Origin of the sequence: Pseudomonas sp. PD9R (assembly GCF_019200975.1) — a bacterium.
Classification (GTDB): domain Bacteria; phylum Pseudomonadota; class Gammaproteobacteria; order Pseudomonadales; family Pseudomonadaceae; genus Aquipseudomonas.
Map to the genome: position 1 here is coordinate 95180 of NZ_JAHTMR010000004.1, position 23598 is coordinate 118777.

A 23598-nucleotide genomic window follows, 5' to 3' on the forward strand; every position below is an offset into this window, starting at 1 on the left:
CATGAGCTTGTTTAAACAATTGGTCCGGGCGCCGCTGAGTGCGAAGTTCGGATTGCTGGTGATTGTTGTGTACGTCCTGGTAGCGCTGTTCGCCCCGGTGTTGGCACCGTTCGGCGAAACTCAGGTGGTGGGTGATGGCTTTGCGCCGTGGGGCGGGCAGTTCCTGTTGGGCACCGATAACCTGGGGCGCGACATGTTCAGTCGTCTGGTGTACGGCGCGCGCAATACGTTGGGCATTGCCTTCCTGACCACGGTATTGGCGTTCCTGCTCGGTGGCCTCAGTGGTCTGGTCGCGGCGATCAAGGGTGGCGCGGTTGATCAGGGGCTGTCGCGGGTGGTGGACATCCTGATGGCGATTCCGCAGCTGATCTTCGCCTTGCTGATCCTCAGTGTGGTCGGCACCACCGCGACTTCGCTGGTGTTGGTCATCGCGCTGCTGGATGCGACCCGGGTGTTTCGTCTGTCTCGCGCGGTGGCCATGAACGTGGTGGTGCAGGACTTCGTCGAAGCGGCGCGCCTGCGCGGTGAAGGCCTGTGGTGGCTAGTGACCCGCGAAGTATTGCCGAACGCGGCGGCGCCGTTGATTGCCGAATTCGGCCTGCGTTTTTGCTTTGTGTTTTTGTTCATCAGTGCGCTGTCGTTCCTCGGCCTGGGCATCCAGCCGCCGACCGCCGACTGGGGCAGCATGGTGCGCGACAACGCCGTACTGATCACCTTTGGCGACATCAGCCCGTTGCTGCCCGCCCTGGCCGTGGCGTTGATCACGGTCAGCGTCAACTTCGTCGTCGACTGGATGCTGCACAAATCCAGCGGCCTCAAGGAATGCTGAACATGACGACATCAAAACCTTTGCTGGAAATCCGCGACCTGCACATCGAAGGTCATTACGAAGACGCCTGGCATCCGCTGATCAAGGGCATCGACCTGACCCTGCAACGCGGCGAAGTGCTGGGGCTGATCGGTGAGTCGGGGGCGGGTAAATCGACCCTCGGGTTGTCGGCGATGGGCTACACCCGTGATGGTTGCCGGATCACCGGAGGCTCGGTGCATTTCGACGGTATCGATCTGCTCAAGGCCAAACCCGAAGCGCTGCGCAAGTTGCGCGGCTTGCGCATCGCCTATGTGGCGCAGAGCGCAGCGGCTTCGTTCAACCCGGCCCATCGTTTGATCGATCAGCATGTGGAAACCGCTGTGAAAAACGGAGGCATGAGCCGTTCCCAGGCCATGGCCGAAGCGGTGGAATTGTATCGAGTGCTGCGTCTGCCCAATCCTGAGCAGATCGGCCAGCGCTACCCGCATCAGGTCTCCGGTGGCCAGTTGCAGCGGGTCATGACCGCCATGGCAATGGCCTGCCACCCGGACCTGATTATCTTCGACGAACCGACCACCGCGCTGGACGTCACCACCCAGATCGAAGTGCTGGCGGCGATTCGCGATGCGGTCAAGACCTACGGCAGCGCGGCGATCTACATCAGCCACGACCTGGCGGTGGTGGCGCAAATGGCCGACCGCATCATGGTCCTGCGCCACGGCAAACTGGTGGAAGAGGCCGAGACCCGCAAGATGCTCGGTGACCCGCAGGAGGAGTACACCAAGTCACTGTGGGCGGTGCGCAGTTTCCGCACCGAACCCAAGCCGTGCCCGCAAGCCGAAAAACCGCTGCTGGAATTGCGCGGCAGTTGCGCCAGTTACGGTCATCAACCGGTGCTGCATGACGTGTCGTTGAAGCTGTATCGCGGCCAGACATTGGCTGTGATTGGCGAATCCGGCAGCGGTAAAAGCTCCACGGCACGCTTGATCACCGGGCTGCTGCAGCCCACTGCTGGTCAGGTGTTGTACGACGGTGAGCCGCTGCCGGCGGACTTTCGTCAGCGCAGCAAGGAGCAATTGCGCCGCGTGCAGATGATCTACCAGATACCCGATACCGCGCTGAACCCACGCCAGCGCATCGTCGATATCATCGGCCGGCCGTTGACGTTTTATCTCGGGCTCAAGGGCAAGGCCATGCGCGCGCGGGTTGCGGAGCTGCTGGAGATGATCGAACTGGACCCGGCAACCTTCATGGAGCGTCAGCCACGAGAACTGTCCGGCGGGCAGAAACAACGCATCTGCATCGCCCGGGCATTGGCCGCCGATCCTCAGCTGATCATCTGCGACGAAGTCACCTCGGCACTGGACCAACTGGTAGCCGAAGGTGTACTCAAGCTGCTCAACCGTATTCAGCAGCAACTGGGCGTCGCCTATTTGTTCATCACCCATGACGTCGCCACCGTGCGTGCGATTGCCGATGAAGTGTTGGTGATGCAACGGGGCAGGGTGGTCGACCATGGCTCGCGCAGCCAGATTTTCACCCCGCCGCACCAGGACTACACCGGGTTGCTGTTCTCGTCCGAACCGCAAATGGACCCGGACTGGCTCGACCAATTGCTGGCCAGTCGCGCTTCACAACATTCAACCCATACGCTGGAAAAAGTCTAAGGAATCACCATGAAAGTACTGATCGTTCATGCTCATCCAGAGCCACAATCCTTCACCGCTGCCCTGCGTGACCAGGCGGTTGCGACCCTTGAAGCCCAGGGCCATGAAGTGCAGGTCAGCGACCTGTACAAGATGAATTGGAACCCGGTGGCCAGCGCCGATGACTTTTCGTCGCGGGAAAACCCCGAGTACCTGGTCTATGCGCTGGAGCAACGCCTGGGTGTCAAAAGTCAGTCGCTGGCAGCGGACATTCAGGCTGAACTGGACAAACTGCTGTGGGCCGACCTGCTGATTCTCAATTTCCCGATCTTCTGGTTCTCCGCCCCGGCGATGCTCAAGGGCTGGATTGACCGGGTGCTGGTGTCCGGCATCTGCTACGGCGGCAAGCGTTTTTACGATCAAGGTGGCTTGAGCGGAAAAAAGGCGCTGGTCACCGTGACGCTGGGCGGCCGAGAGCACATGTTCGGTGAAGACGCGATCCACGGTCCGTTGCAGGACATGCTGCGGCCAATTCTGCGTGGCACGCTGGCCTACGTTGGTTTCGATGTGCTGGAGCCGTTCGTGGCCTGGCATGTGCCGTACATCAGCGCCGAAGCCCGCCAACAGTTCCTGGTTGATTACAGCCAACGCCTGCAACACCTGAGTGACGAACAACCGCTGGCATTTCCGAAGCTGTCGCAGTTCGATGAACAGCTCTACCCACTGACCCAGCCCGCCATCGCCTAAAAACACTACAAACCCTGTAGGAGGCCGCAGGCTGCGATCTTTTGATCTTGGTCTTTAAAAAGCAAAGTCAAAAGATCGCAGCCTGCGGCAGCTCCGACAGAGGTTATGTGTTCACCGCGAATCCCCGCTGGATTGTTCTGAATACGCAAACACTGAAGTCGCCGAGAATGGAATTGTTGGTGTGGTGGCGGGCTTGTAGCCTCCATCACGCCGAACACCACGATCTGCCAACGATTGGGTGGAGCTCTAGCCAGGGCTCATCAAGACAGACACGTCAACGTCATACCTTGCTTTCGGCCTTTTGCCCCTTCGGGGGTTTGGCGCCTAATAAAAATAAGGAAGGCAGGTATGAGTATTCGTGCATGGGTTTGCGCAGCAACCCTGTTCGCGCCCGTTCTGGGTGTCGACGTATTGTTTCCCTCCATGGCTTCGGCAGCAGACGACCCGATGGGCTCGCTGGTGCGCAGTGTGTTCGGCGACAGCCTTGAGCGCGAACATGGCATCAAAGTCTACGGCTGGGCCCAGGCAGGTGTGATCTACAACAACAACGGCACGGATGACGTCAGCAAGCAGAGCTTTTTCAATACCGACGAAGGTGTGAACCTTAACCAGTTCGCCCTGGCCGTGGAAAAGAAACCCAAGAGCAATGTGGTCGGCCGTGTCGGGCCGTTCCCCGGGCCTATGCCGCAAGAGGCCGATTGGGGTTTCAACGTCACGGCGGTGTACGGCAAGGATGCGCGCTACTTCAAGACCTACGGCTGGGACGAAGACCTCAGCGCCAATCGCAGCAACAAACCCGAAGAGCCCGCGCTGACCATCGCGCAGGCCTACGCCGACTTCTACTTCCCGGTACTCGGCGGTTCAGACCTGATGTTCGGGATTTTCCATACGCCGCTGGAAAACGAAATCGGCTTCGCCTTGCCATCACCCGCGCCGACTGACTTCTATTCGCACACCTATTCCTTCATGCACGGCCCGGCCAAACACGCCGGTGCGCTGTACTCGTTCAAGCTGCCTTCGGCACCGGGTGAAAGCATGCTCGGCTTCGAACTGGGCGTGGTGCAAGGCTGGAACAACCTGCAAGACCCCAACCACTCACCGGATGCCATCGCCAACGTGCGCTGGCGCTCGGCTGACTTCAGCACCTGGATCGACTGGGAAAACATCTACGGCAACGGCGCAGGCGACAGCTTTGCCGATTGCAGCTGCGGCTCGCCATTGCCAGCCGGCACCAAGGACGACGACTACAAACGCCTGGCGTCGTACCTGACCCTGTCGCAGGTACTCGACCCGAACAACCGCGTGGCGCTGGAGTTGAACTACGGCAAGCAGGAGCAGGGCGCCTTCGCCGGTTTCGCCAATAAAAACGATGCGACCTGGTACGGCACGGACATCAACTGGTATCACAAGCTCACTGAAACCCTGACGTGGAACAGCCGCGCCGAGTGGTTTTATACCGACGCACCGGTGCACGTGATGATGGCGAATATCGACCCGCATACCGGTATCCCCGATCCGACCTGGGGCAGTTTCTACGGCGTGACCACTAACGTGGCCTGGACACCGACGCCTAACGTGCGCCTGCGCCCGGAACTGCGCTACGACATCCATTCCGGTCCCGGTCGCGATGCCTATGCCGATGGACAGGAAGACTCGCAAGTGGTCGCTTCCTTCGACGTCAGCTTCTTCTTCTAAACCGACTTAATCGTTCGTCCCTGAGCTTGCGTGCGGCTCGATCCACACGCTGTGACCTTGTTCGACCGGGCTTTGGCGGCACGCCGCCACATTGGAGTTCTTTCATGACAGACAACAACGATAACAACCTGTTTGGCCGCGACTTCTCGCGCCGTGATTTCCTGCGCAGTACTGGCGTTGCCGCCGGTGGTGTCGCGCTGGCGAGCATGCCGTTCAACTTCGCCATCGGCAGCGAGCGGGTGATCAAGCTTGGCTATGTCAGCCCACAGACCGGGCCCTTGGCGCCTTTTGCGGCGGCCGACAACTACATCATCGAATCGCTCAAGCAAGCACTGAAAAACACGATCACCGTGGGGGGCAAGGCGTATCGCCTGGAAGTCATCGTCAAGGACAGCCAGTCCAACCCTAACCGCGCGGCTGAAGTGGCGAGCGAACTGATTCTGTCGGATCAGGTCGACCTGATGCTGGTGTCATCGACCCCGGAAACCACCAATCCGGTCTCCGACCAGTGCGAGATCAACGAGATCCCTTGCATCTCCACGGTTGCGCCATGGCAGCCATGGTTCTTCACTCGCGGTGGCAAACCCGATCAAGGTTTCGAGTGGACTTACCATTTCTTCTGGGGGCTGGAGGATGTCATCGGCGCTTATAGTTCGATGTGGGGTGCGATGCCGTTCAACAAAGTCGTCGGCGGCCTGTTCCCTAACGATGGCGACGGCAATGCCTGGGGCGATCAGAAGCTCGGGTTCCCGCCGGTGCTGGCGCAAAAGGGCTTTCAACTGATCGATCCCGGTCGCTTCCAGAGCCTGACCGACGACTTCTCGGCGCAAATCGCCGCGTTCAAAAAGGCTGACGTCGAAATCGTCACCGGCGTGGTCATTCCCCCCGACCTGAGCACCTTCTGGACCCAGGCTCGCCAGCAGGGCTTCAAACCCAAAGCGGTGTCGGTGGGCAAGGCGCTGCTGTTTCCCACCGCAGTGGAAGCGCTGGGCAAGGCCGGTAACAACCTGTCGACCGAAATCTGGTGGAGCCCGACGCACCCGTTCAGCTCTTCATTGACCGGCGCCAGTGCCGGGCAACTGGCCCAGGGTTTCACCCAGGCCACCGGCAAGCAGTGGACGCAACCGCTGGGCTTCGTGCACGCGCTGTTCGAACTGGCGGTGGACATCCTCCAGCGCACCGAAGAAATCGGTAACCCGAGTGCCGTGCGCGAGGCCTTGGTCAAAACCAACCTCAACACCGTGGTCGGGCCGATCAACTGGCATGGCGGGCCGGTGAAAAACGTCGCCAAGACGCCACTGGTCAGTGGCCAATGGCGACTGGGCAAAGACAACAAATACGACCTGATCGTGACCAGCAATGCCACCGCACCGGCGATCCCGCTGGGCGGTGAGATGCAGGCCATTACGTATTGATCGCGCAACAACAAGCAGGTGCACCATGCAACAGCCACTTCTGCAAATGACCGATGTGCACAAAAGCTACGGTTCGGTGAAGGTCACGGACGCCATTGATCTGACCCTGCAACCGGGTGAAGCCTTGGGCATCATCGGCCCCAACGGCGCGGGTAAAAGCACGCTGTTCAACCTGATCGCCGGCGGCGTGGCGGCCGACAAAGGCACGATCCATTTCGAAGGCCGCAATGTCACTCAAGTGCCGGTGTTCAAGCGTTGTCAGCAAGGCATCGGGCGCTCCCATCAGATCCCGCATCCGTTCGTGAAAATGACCGTGTTCGAGAACCTGCTGGTGGGCGCGACCTTCGGTGCGAAATTGCGCGACAAGGAAGCCAGCCAATGGTGCGCACAAACGCTGGAGCTGACCGGCCTGATGCGCAAGGCCAACGTGCTGGCCGGTTCGCTGACCTTGCTCGACCGCAAGCGCCTGGAAATGGCCCGCGCCCTGTCGACCCGACCGCGCCTGCTGTTGCTGGACGAAATCGCCGGCGGCCTGACCGAACCGGAATGCCTGGCGCTGGTGGAAACCATTCAGGGCATCCACAAGTCCGGTGTCGCGATCATCTGGATCGAGCACATCGTGCACGCCTTGCTGGCAGTGGTCAGCCGCCTGACGGTGATTAACTTCGGTGCCAAGCTGGCCGAAGGCGAGCCGCGCAGCGTCATGGCCGACCCACGGGTCCAGGACATTTACATGGGCATCGGGAGCTGACGCATGCTGACCATTGAAAAACTCTGCGCCGGCTACGGCGATTTCCAGGCACTGTTCGATATCAGCCTGACCCTTGAAGCGGGCGAAACCGTGGCGATCATCGGTTCGAATGGCGCGGGCAAATCGACCTTCCTGCGCTCGCTGGCCGGGCTGATCAAAAACCAGCCCGGCGCTATCACTTTCAAGGGCCAAGCCATCGGCGATCTGGCGGCGAATCAGGTGTTGGAGCGTGGCATCGCCTTGGTGCCGGAAGGTCGAAAGCTGTTTCCGTCACTGAGTGTCGAGGAAAACCTGCTGATTGGTGCTTATAGCAAACGCCCCGGCCCGTGGACGCTGGCGCGGATCTACCAGCTGTTTCCAGTGCTGGAAAAACTGCGCAAGCGACCCGGCACCGCACTGTCTGGCGGCCAGCAGCAAATGGTCGCGATTGGTCGAGGCCTGATGGCCAACCCGCACCTGCTGTTGTGCGACGAAATCAGCCTGGGGCTGGCACCGACCACGATCAAGGACATCTACGCCGCGCTGCCTTCGATCAAGGCCGATGGCACCACGGTGATTCTCGTCGAGCAGGACATCAATCAGGCGCTGAGTGTCTGCGACCGTTTCTATTGCTTCCAGGAAGGGCGCGTGTCCCTCACCGGTCGCCCAGGGGATGCGGACAAAGCACAAATCAAAGCCGCGTACTTCGGGATATAGAGATGGAATGGCTCAATACTTTGCTTCAAGGCGTATTGCTCGGTGGCCTGTACGCGATGTTCGCGGTCGGGCTGTCGCTGATGTTCGGCATCATGCGCCTGGTCAACATCGCCCACGGTGACTTCATCGTGCTGGCGTCGTACTTGGCGTTGATGGTGGTCAATCATTTGGGGTTCAGCCCACTGGCGAGCCTGCTGATCGTGGTGCCGCTGATGTTCGGGTTCGGCTATCTGCTGCAACGGCTGTTACTCAACCGAACGCTGGGCACGGATATTCTGCCGCCGCTGCTGGTGACCTTCGGCCTGTCGATCATCGTGCAAAACGTGTTGCTGGAATTCTTCAGCGCCGACAGCCAGAAACTGTCCCAGGGTGACCTTGAAGTCGCCAGTGTCGGTTTCGGCAGCCTGAGCGTCGGCGTCATGCCGCTGATCGTGTTTTGCAGTGCCTTGCTGATCATCGGCGGCCTGCAATTGCTGTTCTACAAAACCTCCGTGGGCCGGGCGTTTCGCGCCACTTCCGATGACCAGCACACTGCGCGGCTGATGGGCGTGAATAACGCGCACATCTTCGGTCTGGCCATGGCGCTGGCGATGGCGGTGGTGTCGATTGCCGGGGTGTTTCTGGCGATTCGTACCAGCTTCGACCCGACGGTGGGGCCGGCGCGTCTGTTGTACGGGTTCGAAGCGGTGATCATCGGTGGCCTGGGCAGCCTGTGGGGCACTTTGGCCGGCGGGGTGATTCTGGGTGTCGCCCAGGCGATCGGGGCAAAAATCGATCCCGGCTGGCAGATCCTCGCCGGCCATCTTGTGTTTCTGCTGATCCTGGTCGTGCGCCCGCGTGGCCTGTTCCCCCGGAGTGTCGACTGATGAATGCGTTAAATAATCCCGCGCTCGACTATCGCGTACAACGCATGACCACCAGCAGCACGGTCGGGCTGTCATTGCTGGGTTTGTGCGTATTGGTGTTGATCAGTGCGCCGTTGTGGGCGGACCGTGCAAGCCTGCGGCTGGTGGTGGAATTCGCCTATTACCTGGCCTTGGCGCAGATGTGGAATTTGCTCGCGGGCTACGCCGGCATGGTCTCGGTCGGGCAACAGGCGTTCGTCGGTCTGGGTGGCTATCTATTGTTTTTGTTAGCCAGCCAATTCGGCATCCCGCCATTGTTCGCGGTTTTACTCTCGGGCGTACTGGTGGCGTTGTTGGCAATTCCCACGGCGTTGATCGTGTTCCGGCTGCGCGGCGCCTATTTCGCCATTGGTACCTGGGTGGTGGCAGAAGTTTTTCGCCTGGGTTTGGCGCAGATGAGCAGCCTTGGTGGCGGCTCGGGGCAAAGTCTGCCGGCAGCGATTGTGCGGCAGATCGGCAATGACCGGGACGGCCGCGAAACGCTGATCTACTTCACCGCGCTGGCCATCGCCATCGGCGCGGTGGCCGTGGTGTTCTTTCTGCTGCGCTCGCGACAGGGACTGGCGCTGGCATCGATTCGCGATTCGGAACCGGCGTCCGGCAGCCTGGGGGTCGACACGTTCCGCACCAAGCTGATGGTGTATGTGCTGGCCGCCGGTTGCACCGGCGTGGTTGGCGCACTGATCTTCCTGCAAAAACTGCGAATCTCGCCGGATGCGGCGTTCAACCTGCAGGACTGGACGGCAGTGGTGATCTTCATCGTCATCATCGGCGGCATCGGCACGCTGGAGGGGCCGCTGATCGGCACGTTGATCTACTTCGTGTTGCGCGGCTGCCTGGCGCAGTACGGCGCGGTGTACATGATCATCTTGGGTCTGGTCGCCGTGGTGATGATGCTCAAGGCGCCGCAAGGCGTATGGGGGCTGATCAGCGAACGGCTGGGCTGGCAGGTGTTCCCGATGCAGCGACGGCTGTCGGTGCCGCCCAAGCCATAACGGGGTGGATGTAAAACCACAAACCCTGTAGGAGCTGCCGAAGGTTCGGGCCGCGTTCGGACGATCTTTTGATTTTGTTTTTTAGAGCAAGATCAAAAGATCGCAGTCTTCGACAGCTCCTACAGGGGACGGGGGGCAAAAATATCTGCAGTGGAGTGCGAGGTGCCGACAGGCTAACCTCGCTGTTCATATAAGAACAAAAACATCCAGAGAGCCTGTCCCATGGATCGTTTACTCAGTGTCGAAGCCTTTGTGCGAGTGGCCGAAACCGGCAACTTCGCCAGGGCGGCCCAGCAACTGGGGGTGACCCGTTCGGTCATCACCCATCGCATCCAACAGCTGGAACAGTTCGTCAATGCGCCGCTGTTCCATCGCAGCACACGCCACGTGCGGCTTTCCGAGGTCGGCGAGACCTACTACAAGGAATGCGCGGACATGGTCGCGAGTTTCAATTCGCTGACCGAACACATGCGTGAACTACGGGCCAAACCCACCGGCAAACTACGGGTGCAGATGTTGCCGGGGTTTGCCATCGGTCACTTCGGCCGAATGCTGGCCGAGTTCACCCGGTTGTACCCGGACATTGAAGTCGACGTGATCGTCAATGATCGCGTGGTCGACCCGATCGAAGAAGGCTTCGACGTGGCGTTCCAGATGTTCCCGCCGATGGCCGAAACCCTGATCGAGCGCAAGCTGTTCAGCGTGCGTCGATTGTTCTGTATGTCGCCCGATTACGCCGGCGAGTTTGGCGTGCCGACCCATCCCCAGGAATTGCTGCAACACAAGATCGCCTTGTACGAGGGCTATCCGTCGCGCAATCGCTGGATTTTCACCCGCGAAGATGAACAGGTTGAACTGAGCCTGCCGGGCCAGGTGCGATCGAATTCGGTGCATTTGCTGCGCGATTACGCCTCGACCGGGGTGTGCATTGTCTGCCTGCCGACGCTAGTGGCCAGCGATGACCTGCTCAGCGGGCGGCTGATTCCGGTACTGCCGGAGTACGCGTTGTCATCGTTCAACTTCTCGGCGGTGTACCCCGCGACCCAACGGCGAGCCTTGAAAGTACGGACGTTGATCGATTTCCTGGTGGAAAATTTCGGCGACGAACCCTGCTGGGACAAGCCATTGCTGGAGCGCGGCTGGATCCGCTGACAAACGCCGGGCCCCTGTAGGAGCTGTCGAGTGCAACGAGGCTGCGATCTTTTGACTTTGTTTTTTTCAAGAGCAAGCTCAAAAGATCGCAGCCTCGTTGCACTCGACAGCTCCTACACAACTTCCGCAGTGTTTGCGTTTCGCAAACACTGTTGTCGCCGGCTCCCTAATTGTTCCGGGATCAGCTCGGACGTACTGTTGGCTCACTGTTACTACAACAACAAAACGGTGAAAACCATGAGTAGCGCGGCAATCGAAACAGTCTTCGGCTCGTTGGATAAATACAGCAAAGGGTCGGTTGAGCTCATCAGCGGCAAGGCCAGCCATTACGCCTTTTCGAACATTTTCGAAGTGGCGGAAAAATCCCTTCCTTACGAAAAAGTCGTGGTCGGCCTCAACCTCGGCTACGTCATTGAAACCTTGCGCGCCGAAGGCCAATCGCCTTGGTACACCGCAGCCCACGACGAGTTCGCCATCGTCATGGACGGTGAAGTACGGGTGGACTTCCTCAAGCTCGATGCACCTTTGAAAGACGGCGAGGGCACTCACCTGGCCGGTGAACAGCCAGCGGGCAAACCGATGGGTTACGTACTGCTCAAGCGCGGCCAACAGTGCCTGCTGCCAACCGGCACTGCGTATCGCTTCGAAGCCAGCCGCACGGGCGTGATCCTGCAGCAGACCATCAAAGGCCCCTTGTCGGTCGAGAAGTGGGCAGACATCTGCTTCAAGTGATCAGCATCGCTGCCTCCCACCAAGAGCTATCAAAGAATAAGGAATCCCGTCATGGCCATGCTTGAAACTGCTGCCGATACCCAACTGTTTGCCGACGACGAAGTCCAGGCCAGCGCACCCCATGCCGTCACCGGCTACCGCTCATTCAAACTCGGCGCCTTTGAACTGTCGCGCGACGAGTATTTCGCCCGTATCACCTGGCCTGCCAAAGGCGAGACCCGCTCGCACCTGATTCCGGTCGACGCCTTTTTGCGCGCCATGATGCGCGACGTGGCCTGGGGCTTCTTCTATGGCTGGGTCAACTTCGACCACGTCATCGGCACCCGCAACTACTACGGCAAAGTTGACCTGTACGCCGGCACCTTCAATGGCACGCTCAAGGCCGCGGGCGTCAACTACACCGAAAACTTCGAAACGCCGCTGATCATGGCGACCTTCAAGGCCATCCTGCGCGACTGGACCAACGCCACTTTTGACCCGTTCGCCGCGCCGGAAGAAACCGGTACCGCGTTCGGCCGCAAGAACGGTGACAACATCGAAGCCATCGAGCGTTTCCGCATCGCCACCAAGCGCATGCCGGGCCTGCTGGACGATTCGCCGCTGCGTAACGATTTGCCGATCAATCGCCAGTTCATCGACGTGTCTCAAGATGAGCCGGAAATTCACGCCGCCGAAGGTTTTGAAGGTCAGCTGCATGCTTTCAGCCTGTTCAAGTACTTGTCGCGCTCCGACGTGACCTGGAACCCATCGGTGACTTCGGTGTGCAAGGCCAGCCTGTTCTGCCCCACCACTGAAGAATTCATCTTGCCGGTGTTCCATGGCAACGACCGCATTGAGTGGTTCTTGCAGATGTCCGATGAAATCATCTGGGACGTCGGCGACAAGGACGATGGCAACCCGCGCGCCCGCATCACCATGCGTGCCGGCGATATCTGCGCGATGCCAGCGGACATTCGCCACCAAGGCTACTCGACCAAACGTTCGATGCTGCTGGTCTGGGAAAACGCCACGCCGAACCTGCCGCAACGCTACGAAAGCGGCGAGCTCAAGCCGTACCCGATCGAGTTCTAAGACGTCGTGTCTTGCCCGGCGTCGCGTCGGGCCATGCTCTCAGCACATCATTCAAACACTGCGCCAGCGGCGCGGTGCGAGGAAAATATTATGCAAAATCAGCTCTATATCGATGGCCGCTTCGTCGATGCGGTTGCCGGCGGCACCATCGACGTCGTGTCGCCCCATGACGGTTCGTTGATCACCCGTATCGCCGCTGCCGAAGCTGCCGACATCGACCTCGCTGTCGCCGCCGCCAAACGCGCATTTCCGGCCTGGTCTGCCTTGGGCGCCGCCGAACGCGGGCGCTTGTTGCTGAAACTGGCGGACAAGATCGAAGAATGCAGCGAAGAACTGGCGCAGCTTGAATCCCTGAATACCGGGCACCCGATTCGCGATTCCCGTGGCCTCGACGTACCGCGCACCGCTGCTTGCTTCCGCTACTTCGGCGGCATGGCCGACAAGATTGAAGGTTCGGTGATTCCAGTGGAAGCCGGGTTCCTCAATTACGTGCAGCGCAAGCCGATTGGCGTGGTCGGGCAGATCGTGCCGTGGAATTTCCCGCTGATGTTCACCAGTTGGAAAATGGGTCCGGCGCTGGCGGCGGGTAACACGATTGTTATCAAACCCTCGGAAATCACCCCGTTGTCGACCCTACGCATCGTCGAGTTGATGACCGAAGTCGGCTTCCCCAAAGGCGTGGTCAACGTGGTGCCGGGGTACGGCCACACTGCCGGCCAGGCGCTGGCGGAACACCTCGACGTGGGCAAGATTGCCTTTACCGGTTCGACCGCCACCGGGCGCCGGATTGTTGAAGCGTCGAAGAGCAACCTCAAGCGCATTCAGCTGGAGCTGGGTGGCAAGGGCGCCAACATTGTGTTCGAAGACGCGAACCTCGAAGCGGCGGTCAACGGCGCGGCCTGGGCGATCTTCCACAACCAGGGGCAGGCGTGCATCGCCGGCTCGCGACTGATTCTGCATAAAGATATCGCTGACCAGTTCCTTGAGCGGTTCATCGCACTGGCCAAATCCATTCGCCTGGGCGACCCGATGGACCCCGAAACCGAAATGGGCCCGCTGACCTCGGCGCTGCACCGCGACCGCGTGCTGGCCTATATCGACATCGCCATCGAGCAGGGCGGCAAGGTCCTCGCGGGCGGCAAGGCGCCGGACGACAAACGATTGGCCAATGGCTTTTATGTCGAGCCAACCGTTGTTGAGGCCAAGCCCAGTGACCGTGTCTGCCAGGAAGAGGTGTTTGGCCCGTTTGTCACGGTTGTGCGCTTCAGCACCGATGAAGAAGCCCTGGCCATCGCCAATGATTCCGAGTACGGCCTGGGCAGTGGCCTGTGGACGCAGAACCTGACCCGTGCGCACAAAATGGCCAATGCCATTCATGCCGGCATGTGCTGGATCAACTGCTACAAACGCGTCAGCCCCGGCAGCCCTTTTGGCGGTGTCGGTCAATCCGGTTATGGCCGTGAGATGGGTTTTGAAGCGATCCACGACTACACCGAGGCCCGTTCGGTCTGGGTCAATGTCGACGCAAAAATCCCGCCGCACTTCAAACGCTGAGGCCTGCCATGAATCCTTTTATCTACCAAAGCCTGCCGACCCGTGTGGTGTTCGGCTGGGGCAAGCTGTCGGCGCTGGCTGAAGAAATCGAACGCCTGGGTGCCCGACGTGCGCTGATCCTCACCACGCCTGAGCAGCAAGGGCTCGGCGAGCAGGTCGCGGCGTTGCTGGGTGATCGTGCGGCAGGCGTTTATGCCAAAGCGGTGATGCACGTGCCGCTGGAAGTGGCGCAGGCGGCGCGTACCGAGGCGGCGCGTCTGGATGCCGATTGCTGCGTGGCCATTGGCGGCGGTTCAACCATCGGTCTGGGCAAGGCGATTGCCATGGATTCCGGGCTGCCGATTGTCGCAGTGCCGACCACTTACGCCGGTTCAGAGATGACGCCGATCTACGGCCTGACCGAAAATCGCTTGAAGAAAACCGGGCGTGATCCGCGTGTTCTGCCCAAGACCGTGATCTACGATCCGCAGTTGACCCTGACACTGCCAACGCAGATTTCGGCCTGCTCGGGCATGAACGCCATGGCTCACGCGGTGGAAGCGCTGTACGCGCAGGATGCCAATCCGATCATCGGCTTCATGGCTGAAGAGTCGATTCGCTCTCTGGCGCTGGCGTTGCCGGGCGTGGTCAAGAACCCTGATGATCCCGAAGCGCGCAGCCAAGCGTTGTATGGTGCGTGGCTGGCGGGCATTTGCCTGGGCTCGGTCGGCATGGCCTTGCACCACAAGCTTTGTCACACACTGGGCGGGACGTTCAATTTGCCTCACGCCCAAGCGCATGCAATCGTTCTGCCTCACGCCGCGCATTACAACCGTGAAGCGGCGGCGGGGCCGTTGCAACGGGCCGCGCGGGCACTCGGTGGCAGCGAAGCCAGCGAAGTCGGCGCGTTGCTGTACGCGCTGAATCAGAAACTGGGTATTCCCTTGGCGCTGGCGGAGATTGGCCTGCCTGAAAACGGCCCGGCCGAAGCGGCGCACATTGCCTGTGCCAGCCCTTACTACAATCCACGGCCGTTTGAACAAGGCCCGATCGAAGCGCTGCTGACCCGCGCTTACAAAGGCCTGGCGCCCGCCTGATACGCCCATTTTCGTCGGAACAACAACAATGACCGATCAAGACAAAGCCACAGAAAAACTGATCTCCGAGAATGCGGTGAACAGTTTCAACGACGCGCCCGGTGCGCGTTACAAACAGATCATGCAAAGCCTGGTTCGGCACCTGCACGCGTTTGTCAGCGATGTCGAACTGACCGAACAGGAATGGTTTGAAGGCATTCGTTTTCTGACCGACACCGGCCACAAGTGCGACGGCCTGGTGCGCCAGGAATTCATTTTGCTGTCGGACACCCTCGGCGTGTCGATGCTGGTCGATGCGATCAACCATCGGCACAGTGTAACGGCTACCGAAACCACGGTGTTCGGCCCGTTCTACATCGACGGCATGCCTGAACGAGCGTTCGGCGAAAACATGGCCTTCACGCCGGGCGAGACAGCACTGGTGCGCGGCCGAGTGGTCGACACCCAGGGCAATGCACTGGCCGGTGCCGTGCTGGACGTTTGGCAAACCGCCGAAAATGGCATGTATTCCGGCCAGGACACCGAACAGCCGTTCGGCAATTTGCGCGGGCGCTATCGCACCGATGCCGATGGCTGTTTTGCGATTCGCACGATTGTCCCGGTGGCCTATCCGATACCGACCGACGGTCCCGTTGGACGCATGCTGGACGCCGCCAACCGTCACGCTTGGCGACCCGCGCACCTGCATTTCATGGTCGATGTGCCGGGCTATCGCAAACTGGTGACCCACCTGTTCAATCACGATGACCCGTACCTGGAGTCCGATGCCGTGTTCGGCGTCAAACAGTCGTTGCAGGTGATCTACGAAGACCGCGCAACCCACGATGACTTGTCCGCAAGGCTCGATATCGAATTGCCGTTCAAGCGTGCGTGTTACGAATTCGTCATGGAAACCGTGTGAATCATGGGCCAGTTCTTTTTGGTATTCGCCACTGACCACCCGGATTCGCTGGCCTTGCGTCAGCGCTTGCGGCCCAGTCACCAAGCCCATTTGCGGGCGACCGAAGCGCACCGGGTCGTTGTGCGCCTGGGTGGCCCGACGCTGGATGATGCCGGAGCGTCGATGAACGGTACGCTGCTGGTCATCGAGGCCGGCAGCCTGCCGGAGGTGGAAGCGTTCATTCAGGACGACCCGTATGTTCAGGCCGGGTTGTTTGCCAGTATCCAGATCCGTCCCTGGCACTGGAGCCTCGGCAATCCCGAGTTGCGCGGCTGACCATGACGCTCATCACGTTGTGCCAACTTGACGACATCGCCGACGGTGGCGCCCTTGGCCTGCCGCAGCATCAGCAGTTGCACCCGGCCGGTCTGGTGGCGGTGCGTCAGGGCGAGCAGGTGTGGGTCTACATCAACCGTTGTCCGCATTTCTCGGTGCCGCTGGACTATCGCCCGCAGGAGTTTTGCACCTATCGCGGCAAAGTCCTGATGTGCGCGCATCACAGTGCGATGTTTCGATTCGACGACGGGCATTGCATTGATGGGCCTTGCAAAGGCGCGCAGCTGGAGGCGGTGCCGGTGCGCTGGGTCGAAAACCGTTTAGTCATGGAGGTTGAGCAACGGGTGGGGGAGGAGGGCTGATCTACACTCCTTGGGTGATTCACGCCCGCCCGGAGGTCGTCATGAAAAGGTTGTCACCCATCAGCCTGTGCGTTGCATTGTCGGTTTGCTGTGTCCAGGGATGGGCCGAAACGGTGGTGCCGATCAAGGGCCAGAATTCGCAACAAACCCAGTTGGACATCAACGACTGCCACAACATCGCCGCCAGTCAGGGTACATCGACGGCACCGCCGCCGTCCGGTGGACGGCTCAAGGGCGCTGCCGTCGGTGCAGCTGCCGGCGCGACCGGTGCCGAAGTACGGGGTCGCCAGCATGACGAGTTTTATAATGGTGTCGATGACGATGTGAAGCAGGACTATCGGCAGAACCGCGCCAAACAAACCGCTGCGGCGGGTGCCGTGGTCGGTGGGGCGCGCCAGCGTCAGGATCGGCGCGAGCAGCAGAAAACCAGCGCCTCGACCACATCGACGGCCTATACCAGTTGCCTGCAGGGCAAGGGCTATCAGGTCACCCCCTGAACCGCGGGACCAAGGCTTGCCCGCGATAGCGATCTCCCGGACGCCATCGCGAGCAGCCTCACTCCCACAGTGATTTCTGTTGCGCAAAAATTTTGCGTACACCTGGTTACCAATCCCTGAACCCATCCTCTCGACGTAATCACGCCAAGACTGTCGTAAAAACGACCTGTTTACGCTGAACGCGAACCTTCATCAGTTTTCTGTTGAACGAGTGTTCAGCTTGGACTATGTTCGTTCCACCTTCTCTCCCGGCTGGTTGCGGGCTTGCGTTTCTTCATTTCGAACGAGGCACTGGCATGCGGTTTTCACCCTTTGTTGAGCGGATCTCAGGTCAAGGCGTTGCCGCCTGGGATATTCACTACGCCGCCTTTGACGCACGACGCGATGGTGAGGATGTGATCATTCTCAGCGTCGGCGACCCGGATTTCCCCACGCCTGATTTCATCACTGACGCCGCCATTCAGGCGCTGCGCGAAGGTGACACCCACTACACCGAAATCGCCGGTCGTCAGGCGTTGCGCGAAGCCGTTGCCGCTCGCTACGGCAAGCTGTTCGACCGTGAACTGCAAGCCGAAAACGTGATCACCGTGGCGGGAGCGCAGAACGCACTGTTCGTTGCCTCGATGTGCCTGCTCAGTGCCGGTGACGAAGTGATTGCCCTCGACCCGATGTACGTCACTTACGAAGCAACGCTCAAAGCCTCCGGCGCCTCGCTGGTCCGTGTTCAGTGTTCCGCAAACGATGATTTTCGCCTTGATGCGGCGGTGCTGGCCAAGGCCATTACCCCGCGCACCAAGGCGATTTTCTTTTCCAACCCCAACAACCCCACCGGTGTAGTGCTCAATCGCGAAGAGCTGCAAGCCATTGCCGAACTCGCCATTGCCCATGACCTGTGGGTGGTCGTGGATGAGGTGTACGAGAGCCTGACGTTCGAGCGCGAACACCTGAGCCTGGCGTCATTGCCGGGTATGGCTGAGCGTTGCGTGGTCATCGGCAGCCTGTCGAAATCCCATGCCATGACCGGTTGGCGCATCGGCTGGATCGTCGCCGCCCCGGCCTTGGTCGCGCATGCCGAAAACCTGGTGTTGAGCATGCTTTACGGCTTGCCGGGGTTTGTCATGGAAGCGGCGCTCAAGGCTGTGGAGTCCCATGATGAAGTGACCCACGGCATGCGCGACATCTATCGCCGGCGTCGTGATCTGGTGGTGGCGGGATTGTCGGATTGCCCTGGCATTGAAGTACTGAAACCCGATGCCGGCATGTTCGTGCTGGTGGACGTGCGCGGCACTGGCCTGACTTCGTTGGAGTTCGCCTGGCGCCTGTTGCGCGAGGCGCGGGTTTCGGTATTGGATGCCGCCGCCTTCGGCGAACCGGCTCAGGGTTTTGTGCGGTTGTCGTTCACCCTCGGTGAAGAGCGCCTGGCGGAAGCTTGCCAGCGGATTCGCGATTTCGTCCTGGTGCTGAAAGGCGAAGCGCCACGGCCGGTTATCAGCCGTGTGACTTGCGAAGCAACGGTCGCGCCGAGCGCGGCACGGACCATGATTGAAGTCGAGCACTTGCACAAACGCTTCGGCAATATCGAAGTTCTGAAGGGCGTGTCCCTGACCGCCCGCGAAGGCGAGGTGATCTCGTTGATCGGTGCCAGCGGCTCGGGCAAAAGTACCTTGTTGCGTTGCATCAATATGCTCGAAGTGCCTGATCAGGGCCGGATTCTGGTGGATGGCGAAAGCATCCACCTCAACCAGACCCGTCCTGGCCTGCCGTTGGTGTCTGACGCCAAGCAATTGGTTCGAATCCGTTCCAGCCTGGGCATGGTGTTTCAGAACTTCAACCTCTGGCCCCATCGCACAGTGCTGGAAAATCTCATCGAAGCGCCAACCCAGGTTCTGCGTGAAAGCCGTGCCGAAGCCACTGAACGGGCCGAAGCCTTGCTTGAGCGCGTAGGGCTTGCGGCCAAGCGCAACGAGTACCCGGCGTTTCTTTCCGGGGGACAGCAACAACGGGTGGCTATTGCCCGGGCCCTGGCCATGCGGCCTAAGGTCATGCTGTTCGATGAACCCACCTCGGCACTCGACCCTGAATTGGTCGGGGAAGTGCTGCGGGTGATCCGCTCTCTCGCCGAAGAAGGCCGGACCATGATTCTGGTGACTCATGAAATGGCCTTTGCACGCGATGTCTCATCCAAAGTCGCCTTCCTGCATCAAGGGCTGATCGAGGAAACCGGCTCGCCGGACGAAGTGTTCGTACACCCACGCAGCGAACGTTGCCGACAATTCGTCAACGCTCATCAAACTCGCTAACACATAAAAAGACGGGAAAAATCATGGGAAATCGACGTTTTGCACACTTGTTGACCGGCGCGGCCTGCTTATTGCTGGCCGGCATGAGCGCGGCACAGGCTCAGCCTATCCGCTTCGCGGTAGCAGCCGAACCCTATCCGCCGTACACCGAGAAGCAGGCCAACGGTGAATGGAAAGGTTTTGAAGTCGACCTGATCCACAAGCTGTGCAGCGAAATGAAGGCTGAGTGCGAGATCAAGGAAGTGGCGTGGGACGGGATCATTCCGTCGCTGCTGGCAAAGAAGATTGACGTGATTTTTTCCTCGATGTCGGTGACCGAAGAGCGTGAAAAACAGATCGCGTTCAGCAAGGCTTATTACGACTCGGTGATTGCGATTGTCGGGCCGAAGGGGACTTCCGTGACCAAGTACCCGGATGACCTCAAGGGCAAGACCATCGGCGTGCAGAACTCGACAGTCAGCGCCAGCTACCTGAAGACTTACTACGAAAAAATCGCCGACGTTAAGTACTACGACACCCAGGATTCGGCCAACGCCGACCTGATTGCCGGTCGTATCGACCTGATGATGGCGGATGGCACGGCCATGGCAGCGTTCGTTCAAACCCCTGATGCGAAAGACCTCGCGTACCTCGGTGCCGTGCCTTACGACCCGATCTTCGGCAAAGGCGTGGGTGCTGGTATGCGCAAGGACGACACCGCGCTCAAGGCCAAACTCGACAAGGCGATCCAGGAACTGTTGGCGAGCAAGGACTATGACGACCTCTCCCAAAGCTACTTCGGCACCAGCGTGAAACCGACGTTCTGACAACAGCAGCTGAACGCTACACCCATGGGCCATATAAAACTCATGGGGTGCGCCAATCCCTGTAGGAGCGAGGCTTGCCCGCGAAGCTTTTTGCGGCCTCAAGGGCCCCTTCGCGGGCAAGCCTCGCTCCTACAAGGGCGATGTGGTGCTGAGAAGACCACTGAGTGGAGAGTGAAATGCCAGCAATGTTCGATTTGATCAATTTCACCGAACAAGGATGGGGCGGGGCGCTGCTGAAGGGACTCTGGATGACCCTGCAGATATCGGCCGGGGCTTTTATTGTCGGGCTGGCCATCGGGTTGGTGGTGGCCTGCATCAAGCTAGGCGCGCCAAAGCCGATTGCGGCACTGGCACGCGGTTACACCACGTTGTTCCGTGCCGTTCCAGAGTTGTTGCTGATTCTGTTGCTGTATTACGTCGGTTCGATGCTGCTCAATTCGCTGATGGCCCAACTCGGTTATGACGCAGTGAACCTGAGTGGTCCGCTGGCGGCGATCCTGGTTCTGGGCCTGGTGCAAGGCGCCTACGCTTCGGAGATTTTCCGCGCGGCAATCCAGGCGATTCCCTATGGCCAGATCGAATCGGCGAAAGCCTTCGGCCTGCACGGCTTCGGGCTGTTCCGGCGTGTCACGCTGCCGATCATGGCGCCCTATGCGATGGCGGGGATGGCCAACCTGTGGATCAACCTGATCAAGGACAGTGCGTTGATCAGCGTGGTGGGCACCAATGAGCTGCTGTACACCGCCAAACAAGGCGCGGGTTCGACGCGTCACTATCTGTTGTTCTACCTCACCGCCGCGGCGTTGTATTACGTGGTGACGCTGGTGTCCAACTACCTGTCGGGTCGGCTTGAGCGGCGTATTCGTCGCTGGATGCCTTTGGCTGAGTGAATGAAATGATTCCAGCGTGGACAATTGAATACGCGTCGCTATTGGGGCGTGGCTTGCAAACGACCATCAGCATTCTGCTTGTTTCCAGTGTGTTCGGTTATGCGCTGGCGGTGCTGGTGGCGTTGGCCAGGATTTCAAAAAACAAAGTGATCGCCAAGGTCAGCCTGTTCTACACCAGCGTGACGCGTGGTACGCCGTTGCTGATCCAGATCTACATCTTCTACTACGGCATCGGCAGCCTGTTTGCCCAGTTCCCACTGATTCGCGGCAGTTTCCTCTGGCCGTACTTGCGCGATGGTTACTGGTACATCGTGTTTGCGTTGGTGGTGTCGATGGGTGCCTACGTCGGTGAAGTGATTCGCGGTGGCCTGCTGGCGGTGCCAAAAGGTGAAATGGAAGCCGCCTCGGCCTTTGGCATGACCCAGCGTCAAGCGTTGTTGCGAGTGCGCTTGCCCCGGGCGTTGCGCTTGCTGCTGCCGACGCTGGCCGGGGAAACCGTGATGTTGCTCAAATCCACGGCACTGGCCTCGACCATCGCGGTGATCGACTTGCTCGGGGCGGCCAACGTGGTTCGGGCGCAGACCCTGCAAGTTTATGAACCCTTGCTGCTGGTGGCCGGGGTGTATGTCTGCCTGACCTTCATGATCGAGGCGTTGTTCGCGGTTGCCGAACGCCGGGGAACTCCAATACGCAGGTCCGCATAATGAATAAGCCACTGGTTGACCGTTCTTTGCAGGGCATTGGCCTGTGCACGTTGGGCTATGCGTTCCTGTCCTTGCAGGATGCGGGCATCAAGTGGCTGGTGGCTGACTATTCGGTGTTCACTATTTTGTTCTGGCGTGCCGCCGTAGTGGTGGTCGCCGTGTTGCTGGCGGGACGCCTGCAGTTGGTCCGGCGTGCATGGCGCTCGCCCAGTCGGCGCTTGCTGGTGGTGCGCGGGTTGCTGTCGATTGCCGCGTGGTTGCTGTACTACACGGCGGCCCGGGACCTGACCCTGGCAGAAATGACCACGCTGTATTTTTCGGCACCGATCATGGTCACGGTGCTGGCGACGGTGATTCTCAAGGAGAAGGTTACGGGTTGGCAGTGGTTCACCCTAATCATCGGTTTTGTCGGCGTGGTCATTGCGTGCAGCCCCGGCAACATGACCAACCCGGTACCGATTGTCCTGACGTTGCTGGCGGCGATGTGCTGGGCCTTTACGTATATCCAGTTGCGTCAGGTGGATGACCAGACCTCAGTGCTGGAACAGATGCTGATTACCAACGTGGTGTTTGTGATTTGCATGCTGGTCGCGTTGCCCTGGACGCACACTCCGACGCCGATGCCTGCATGGCTGGGGATGCTCGGGGCTGGGTTGATGGGCGGTGTCGGTCAGTTTTTATTGTTTGCCAGCTTTCGTCGCGCCACCGCGACAGTGTTGGCGCCATTCGAATACACGGGGCTGATCTGGGCGTTTCTGCTGTCGAGCCTGATCTGGGGCACGCTGATGGATGTGTCACTGATGATCGGTGCCGGGCTGATTGCAGTCAGTGGCACTTTGGCGATGATTTTCGGGCGGCACGCGTCACAAGACGTCGTCGGTGCTGAATGCTCCGTGTCGCAGTCCCTTTATCCAGCAGCGGCAGATATGGAGGCCGTTGGCGGGGCTGAAGGTCTCGGGGTTCAGGCACCACTCGATCCAGAGACCGTCGAGCATCGCCGATAACCCGATGGCAGCCAGACGGGTGTCGCCGATCGCGAACCCCTCGCTGGCCGCCAGGTCACCCAACAGTTGACGCAACAGAGCGATGTACGCGCCGTAGCTTTTTTCGTGGGACTGGCTGACGTGTTCGGAGTGGCGGATCAGGCTCCAGAACACCACCCAGGCACCGAGCAATTTCGGGTCCATGACCCTGGCTGAAAAAGAGCCAACCAGAAAGGCGTCGATTTTTTCAGCCGGTGTGCCGACCTGTTGGATTTCATGGTGCAGGGCGGTCGTGAGTTCGCTGGCAAGCTTTTGGTAAGTGTCGGCAATCAACGCATCAATGCTGCCGAAATGATGATTGAGCAGGCCAACGGAGACCCCGGCCTCGGTGGCGATGCGCCGCACGGAAATGCCGGCGTGGCCGTCGCGGACCAGGCAGCGCAGGGTGGCGGCAACCAGCAGTTCGCGGCGCTCATCAGGTTCGGCGCGGCGGTTTTTCGGGGCGATGGTTGTCACAGGCGATTCCTTGGCGTGGGTTCCACGCTGCCGAGCTTAGTTGAACGTGTGTTCAATCACCAGTCTCGGTAGGCGCAA

The 23598-nt window shown here is 60.0% G+C and carries 23 protein-coding genes and 1 pseudogene; 23 read left to right on the plus strand and 1 reads right to left on the minus strand.

The annotated features are described in order from the left end of the window. Position 1: 1 nt before the first annotated feature. The 23 genes from KUF73_RS10565 (at position 2) to KUF73_RS10675 (ending at position 23025) form a co-directional block, all read left to right on the plus strand. Complete coding sequence (locus tag KUF73_RS10565; RefSeq protein ID WP_218437993.1) at positions 2 to 829, plus strand: ABC transporter permease; 828 nt, start codon at positions 2 to 4, stop codon at positions 827 to 829. 2 nt (positions 830 to 831) lie between these two features. Continuing rightward, positions 832 to 2478 carry an ABC transporter ATP-binding protein gene (locus KUF73_RS10570; protein ID WP_218437994.1) on the plus strand — a complete coding sequence of 549 codons (1647 nt, stop codon included), beginning with the start codon at positions 832 to 834 and terminating at the stop codon, positions 2476 to 2478. A gap of 9 nt (positions 2479 to 2487) precedes the next feature. Next, a complete protein-coding gene (locus KUF73_RS10575) occupies positions 2488 to 3204 on the plus strand; it encodes an NAD(P)H-dependent oxidoreductase (protein WP_218437995.1) in 717 nt (238 codons plus the stop codon). A gap of 348 nt (positions 3205 to 3552) precedes the next feature. Then, positions 3553 to 4899: an outer membrane beta-barrel protein gene (locus KUF73_RS10580; protein WP_218437996.1), complete on the plus strand. Its 1347-nt coding sequence runs from the start codon at positions 3553 to 3555 to the stop codon at positions 4897 to 4899. A gap of 104 nt (positions 4900 to 5003) precedes the next feature. Continuing rightward, positions 5004 to 6314: an ABC transporter substrate-binding protein gene (locus tag KUF73_RS10585; RefSeq protein ID WP_218437997.1), complete on the plus strand. Its 1311-nt coding sequence runs from the start codon at positions 5004 to 5006 to the stop codon at positions 6312 to 6314. A gap of 25 nt (positions 6315 to 6339) precedes the next feature. Then, positions 6340 to 7065, plus strand: coding sequence for an ABC transporter ATP-binding protein (locus KUF73_RS10590; protein ID WP_218437998.1), 726 nt, complete (start codon positions 6340 to 6342; stop codon positions 7063 to 7065). A gap of 3 nt (positions 7066 to 7068) precedes the next feature. After that, complete coding sequence (locus KUF73_RS10595) at positions 7069 to 7761, plus strand: ABC transporter ATP-binding protein (RefSeq protein ID WP_218437999.1); 693 nt, start codon at positions 7069 to 7071, stop codon at positions 7759 to 7761. A gap of 2 nt (positions 7762 to 7763) precedes the next feature. Further along, a complete protein-coding gene (locus tag KUF73_RS10600; RefSeq protein WP_218438000.1) occupies positions 7764 to 8627 on the plus strand; it encodes a branched-chain amino acid ABC transporter permease in 864 nt (287 codons plus the stop codon). Next, complete coding sequence (locus KUF73_RS10605; RefSeq protein WP_218438001.1) at positions 8627 to 9661, plus strand: branched-chain amino acid ABC transporter permease; 1035 nt, start codon at positions 8627 to 8629, stop codon at positions 9659 to 9661. The genes KUF73_RS10600 and KUF73_RS10605 overlap by 1 nt, the downstream gene beginning before the upstream one ends. Before the next feature lie 222 nt (positions 9662 to 9883). After that, positions 9884 to 10813 (plus strand): LysR family transcriptional regulator, encoded by a 930-nt coding sequence (locus KUF73_RS10610; RefSeq protein ID WP_218438002.1) that lies wholly within the window; start codon positions 9884 to 9886, stop codon positions 10811 to 10813. A gap of 237 nt (positions 10814 to 11050) precedes the next feature. Beyond that, positions 11051 to 11545: a hydroxyquinol 1,2-dioxygenase gene (locus KUF73_RS10615; RefSeq protein ID WP_218438003.1), complete on the plus strand. Its 495-nt coding sequence runs from the start codon at positions 11051 to 11053 to the stop codon at positions 11543 to 11545. 51 nt (positions 11546 to 11596) lie between these two features. Then, positions 11597 to 12616 (plus strand): hydroxyquinol 1,2-dioxygenase, encoded by a 1020-nt coding sequence (locus KUF73_RS10620; RefSeq protein WP_218438004.1) that lies wholly within the window; start codon positions 11597 to 11599, stop codon positions 12614 to 12616. A 90-nt stretch (positions 12617 to 12706) separates the two neighbouring features. Further along, positions 12707 to 14170 (plus strand): aldehyde dehydrogenase family protein, encoded by a 1464-nt coding sequence (locus KUF73_RS10625; RefSeq protein WP_218438005.1) that lies wholly within the window; start codon positions 12707 to 12709, stop codon positions 14168 to 14170. A gap of 8 nt (positions 14171 to 14178) precedes the next feature. After that, positions 14179 to 15246 carry a maleylacetate reductase gene (locus tag KUF73_RS10630; protein ID WP_218438006.1) on the plus strand — a complete coding sequence of 356 codons (1068 nt, stop codon included), beginning with the start codon at positions 14179 to 14181 and terminating at the stop codon, positions 15244 to 15246. 28 nt (positions 15247 to 15274) lie between these two features. After that, positions 15275 to 16147 carry a dioxygenase gene (locus KUF73_RS10635; protein WP_218438007.1) on the plus strand — a complete coding sequence of 291 codons (873 nt, stop codon included), beginning with the start codon at positions 15275 to 15277 and terminating at the stop codon, positions 16145 to 16147. Between the two features lie 3 nt (positions 16148 to 16150). Then, positions 16151 to 16462, plus strand: a complete 312-nt coding sequence (locus KUF73_RS10640) for a YciI family protein (protein WP_218438008.1) — start codon at positions 16151 to 16153, stop codon at positions 16460 to 16462. 2 nt (positions 16463 to 16464) lie between these two features. Continuing rightward, positions 16465 to 16824 carry a Rieske 2Fe-2S domain-containing protein gene (locus tag KUF73_RS10645; RefSeq protein ID WP_218438009.1) on the plus strand — a complete coding sequence of 120 codons (360 nt, stop codon included), beginning with the start codon at positions 16465 to 16467 and terminating at the stop codon, positions 16822 to 16824. A 41-nt stretch (positions 16825 to 16865) separates the two neighbouring features. After that, on the plus strand, positions 16866 to 17321 hold the full coding sequence (locus KUF73_RS10650; RefSeq protein ID WP_218438010.1) for a YMGG-like glycine zipper-containing protein: 456 nt from the start codon (positions 16866 to 16868) through the stop codon (positions 17319 to 17321). Positions 17322 to 17617: 296 nt separating this feature from the next. Next, the gene (locus KUF73_RS31555) at positions 17618 to 19621 is read left to right on the plus strand and encodes an aminotransferase class I/II-fold pyridoxal phosphate-dependent enzyme (RefSeq protein ID WP_218438011.1); all 2004 of its coding nucleotides are present in this window, start codon (positions 17618 to 17620) and stop codon (positions 19619 to 19621) included. A 23-nt stretch (positions 19622 to 19644) separates the two neighbouring features. After that, positions 19645 to 20427, plus strand: coding sequence for a transporter substrate-binding domain-containing protein (locus KUF73_RS10660; RefSeq protein ID WP_218438012.1), 783 nt, complete (start codon positions 19645 to 19647; stop codon positions 20425 to 20427). A 176-nt stretch (positions 20428 to 20603) separates the two neighbouring features. Then, positions 20604 to 21317, plus strand: a complete 714-nt coding sequence (locus KUF73_RS10665; protein ID WP_218438013.1) for an ABC transporter permease — start codon at positions 20604 to 20606, stop codon at positions 21315 to 21317. A gap of 5 nt (positions 21318 to 21322) precedes the next feature. Beyond that, positions 21323 to 22021: an ABC transporter permease subunit gene (locus KUF73_RS10670; RefSeq protein ID WP_218438232.1), complete on the plus strand. Its 699-nt coding sequence runs from the start codon at positions 21323 to 21325 to the stop codon at positions 22019 to 22021. Continuing rightward, the gene (locus tag KUF73_RS10675) at positions 22021 to 23025 is read left to right on the plus strand and encodes a DMT family transporter (RefSeq protein ID WP_218438014.1); all 1005 of its coding nucleotides are present in this window, start codon (positions 22021 to 22023) and stop codon (positions 23023 to 23025) included. Before KUF73_RS10670 ends, KUF73_RS10675 begins: the two co-directional genes overlap by 1 nt. On the opposite strand, the pseudogene KUF73_RS31345 reads toward KUF73_RS10675, so the two are convergent. Further along, positions 22981 to 23520, minus strand: a pseudogene (locus tag KUF73_RS31345) (TetR/AcrR family transcriptional regulator); the annotation flags it as partial. The gene KUF73_RS10675 and the pseudogene KUF73_RS31345 sit on opposite strands and share 45 nt — an antisense overlap. Positions 23521 to 23598 lie beyond the last annotated feature (78 nt).

Bases quoted from the DNA above. Each gene is read 5' to 3' on its own strand.
- KUF73_RS10605 (WP_218438001.1), top strand. From the start codon at position 8,627: ATGAATGCGTTAAATAATCCCGCGCTCGACTATCGCGTACAACGCATG.
- KUF73_RS10650 (WP_218438010.1), top strand. From the start codon at position 16,866: ATGAAAAGGTTGTCACCCATCAGCCTGTGCGTTGCATTGTCGGTTTGC.
- KUF73_RS10615 (WP_218438003.1), top strand. From the start codon at position 11,051: ATGAGTAGCGCGGCAATCGAAACAGTCTTCGGCTCGTTGGATAAATAC.
- KUF73_RS10575 (WP_218437995.1), top strand. From the start codon at position 2,488: ATGAAAGTACTGATCGTTCATGCTCATCCAGAGCCACAATCCTTCACC.
- KUF73_RS10570 (WP_218437994.1), top strand. From the start codon at position 832: ATGACGACATCAAAACCTTTGCTGGAAATCCGCGACCTGCACATCGAA.
- KUF73_RS10590 (WP_218437998.1), top strand. From the start codon at position 6,340: ATGCAACAGCCACTTCTGCAAATGACCGATGTGCACAAAAGCTACGGT.
- KUF73_RS10620 (WP_218438004.1), top strand. From the start codon at position 11,597: ATGGCCATGCTTGAAACTGCTGCCGATACCCAACTGTTTGCCGACGAC.
- KUF73_RS10580 (WP_218437996.1), top strand. From the start codon at position 3,553: ATGAGTATTCGTGCATGGGTTTGCGCAGCAACCCTGTTCGCGCCCGTT.
- KUF73_RS10610 (WP_218438002.1), top strand. From the start codon at position 9,884: ATGGATCGTTTACTCAGTGTCGAAGCCTTTGTGCGAGTGGCCGAAACC.
- KUF73_RS31555 (WP_218438011.1), top strand. From the start codon at position 17,618: ATGCGGTTTTCACCCTTTGTTGAGCGGATCTCAGGTCAAGGCGTTGCC.
- KUF73_RS10625 (WP_218438005.1), top strand. From the start codon at position 12,707: ATGCAAAATCAGCTCTATATCGATGGCCGCTTCGTCGATGCGGTTGCC.
- KUF73_RS10595 (WP_218437999.1), top strand. From the start codon at position 7,069: ATGCTGACCATTGAAAAACTCTGCGCCGGCTACGGCGATTTCCAGGCA.
- KUF73_RS10675 (WP_218438014.1), top strand. From the start codon at position 22,021: ATGAATAAGCCACTGGTTGACCGTTCTTTGCAGGGCATTGGCCTGTGC.
- KUF73_RS10665 (WP_218438013.1), top strand. From the start codon at position 20,604: ATGCCAGCAATGTTCGATTTGATCAATTTCACCGAACAAGGATGGGGC.
- KUF73_RS10630 (WP_218438006.1), top strand. From the start codon at position 14,179: ATGAATCCTTTTATCTACCAAAGCCTGCCGACCCGTGTGGTGTTCGGC.
- KUF73_RS10640 (WP_218438008.1), top strand. From the start codon at position 16,151: ATGGGCCAGTTCTTTTTGGTATTCGCCACTGACCACCCGGATTCGCTG.
- KUF73_RS10660 (WP_218438012.1), top strand. From the start codon at position 19,645: ATGGGAAATCGACGTTTTGCACACTTGTTGACCGGCGCGGCCTGCTTA.
- KUF73_RS10585 (WP_218437997.1), top strand. From the start codon at position 5,004: ATGACAGACAACAACGATAACAACCTGTTTGGCCGCGACTTCTCGCGC.
- KUF73_RS10600 (WP_218438000.1), top strand. From the start codon at position 7,764: ATGGAATGGCTCAATACTTTGCTTCAAGGCGTATTGCTCGGTGGCCTG.
- KUF73_RS10635 (WP_218438007.1), top strand. From the start codon at position 15,275: ATGACCGATCAAGACAAAGCCACAGAAAAACTGATCTCCGAGAATGCG.
- KUF73_RS10565 (WP_218437993.1), top strand. From the start codon at position 2: ATGAGCTTGTTTAAACAATTGGTCCGGGCGCCGCTGAGTGCGAAGTTC.
- KUF73_RS10670 (WP_218438232.1), top strand. From the start codon at position 21,323: ATGATTCCAGCGTGGACAATTGAATACGCGTCGCTATTGGGGCGTGGC.
- KUF73_RS10645 (WP_218438009.1), top strand. From the start codon at position 16,465: ATGACGCTCATCACGTTGTGCCAACTTGACGACATCGCCGACGGTGGC.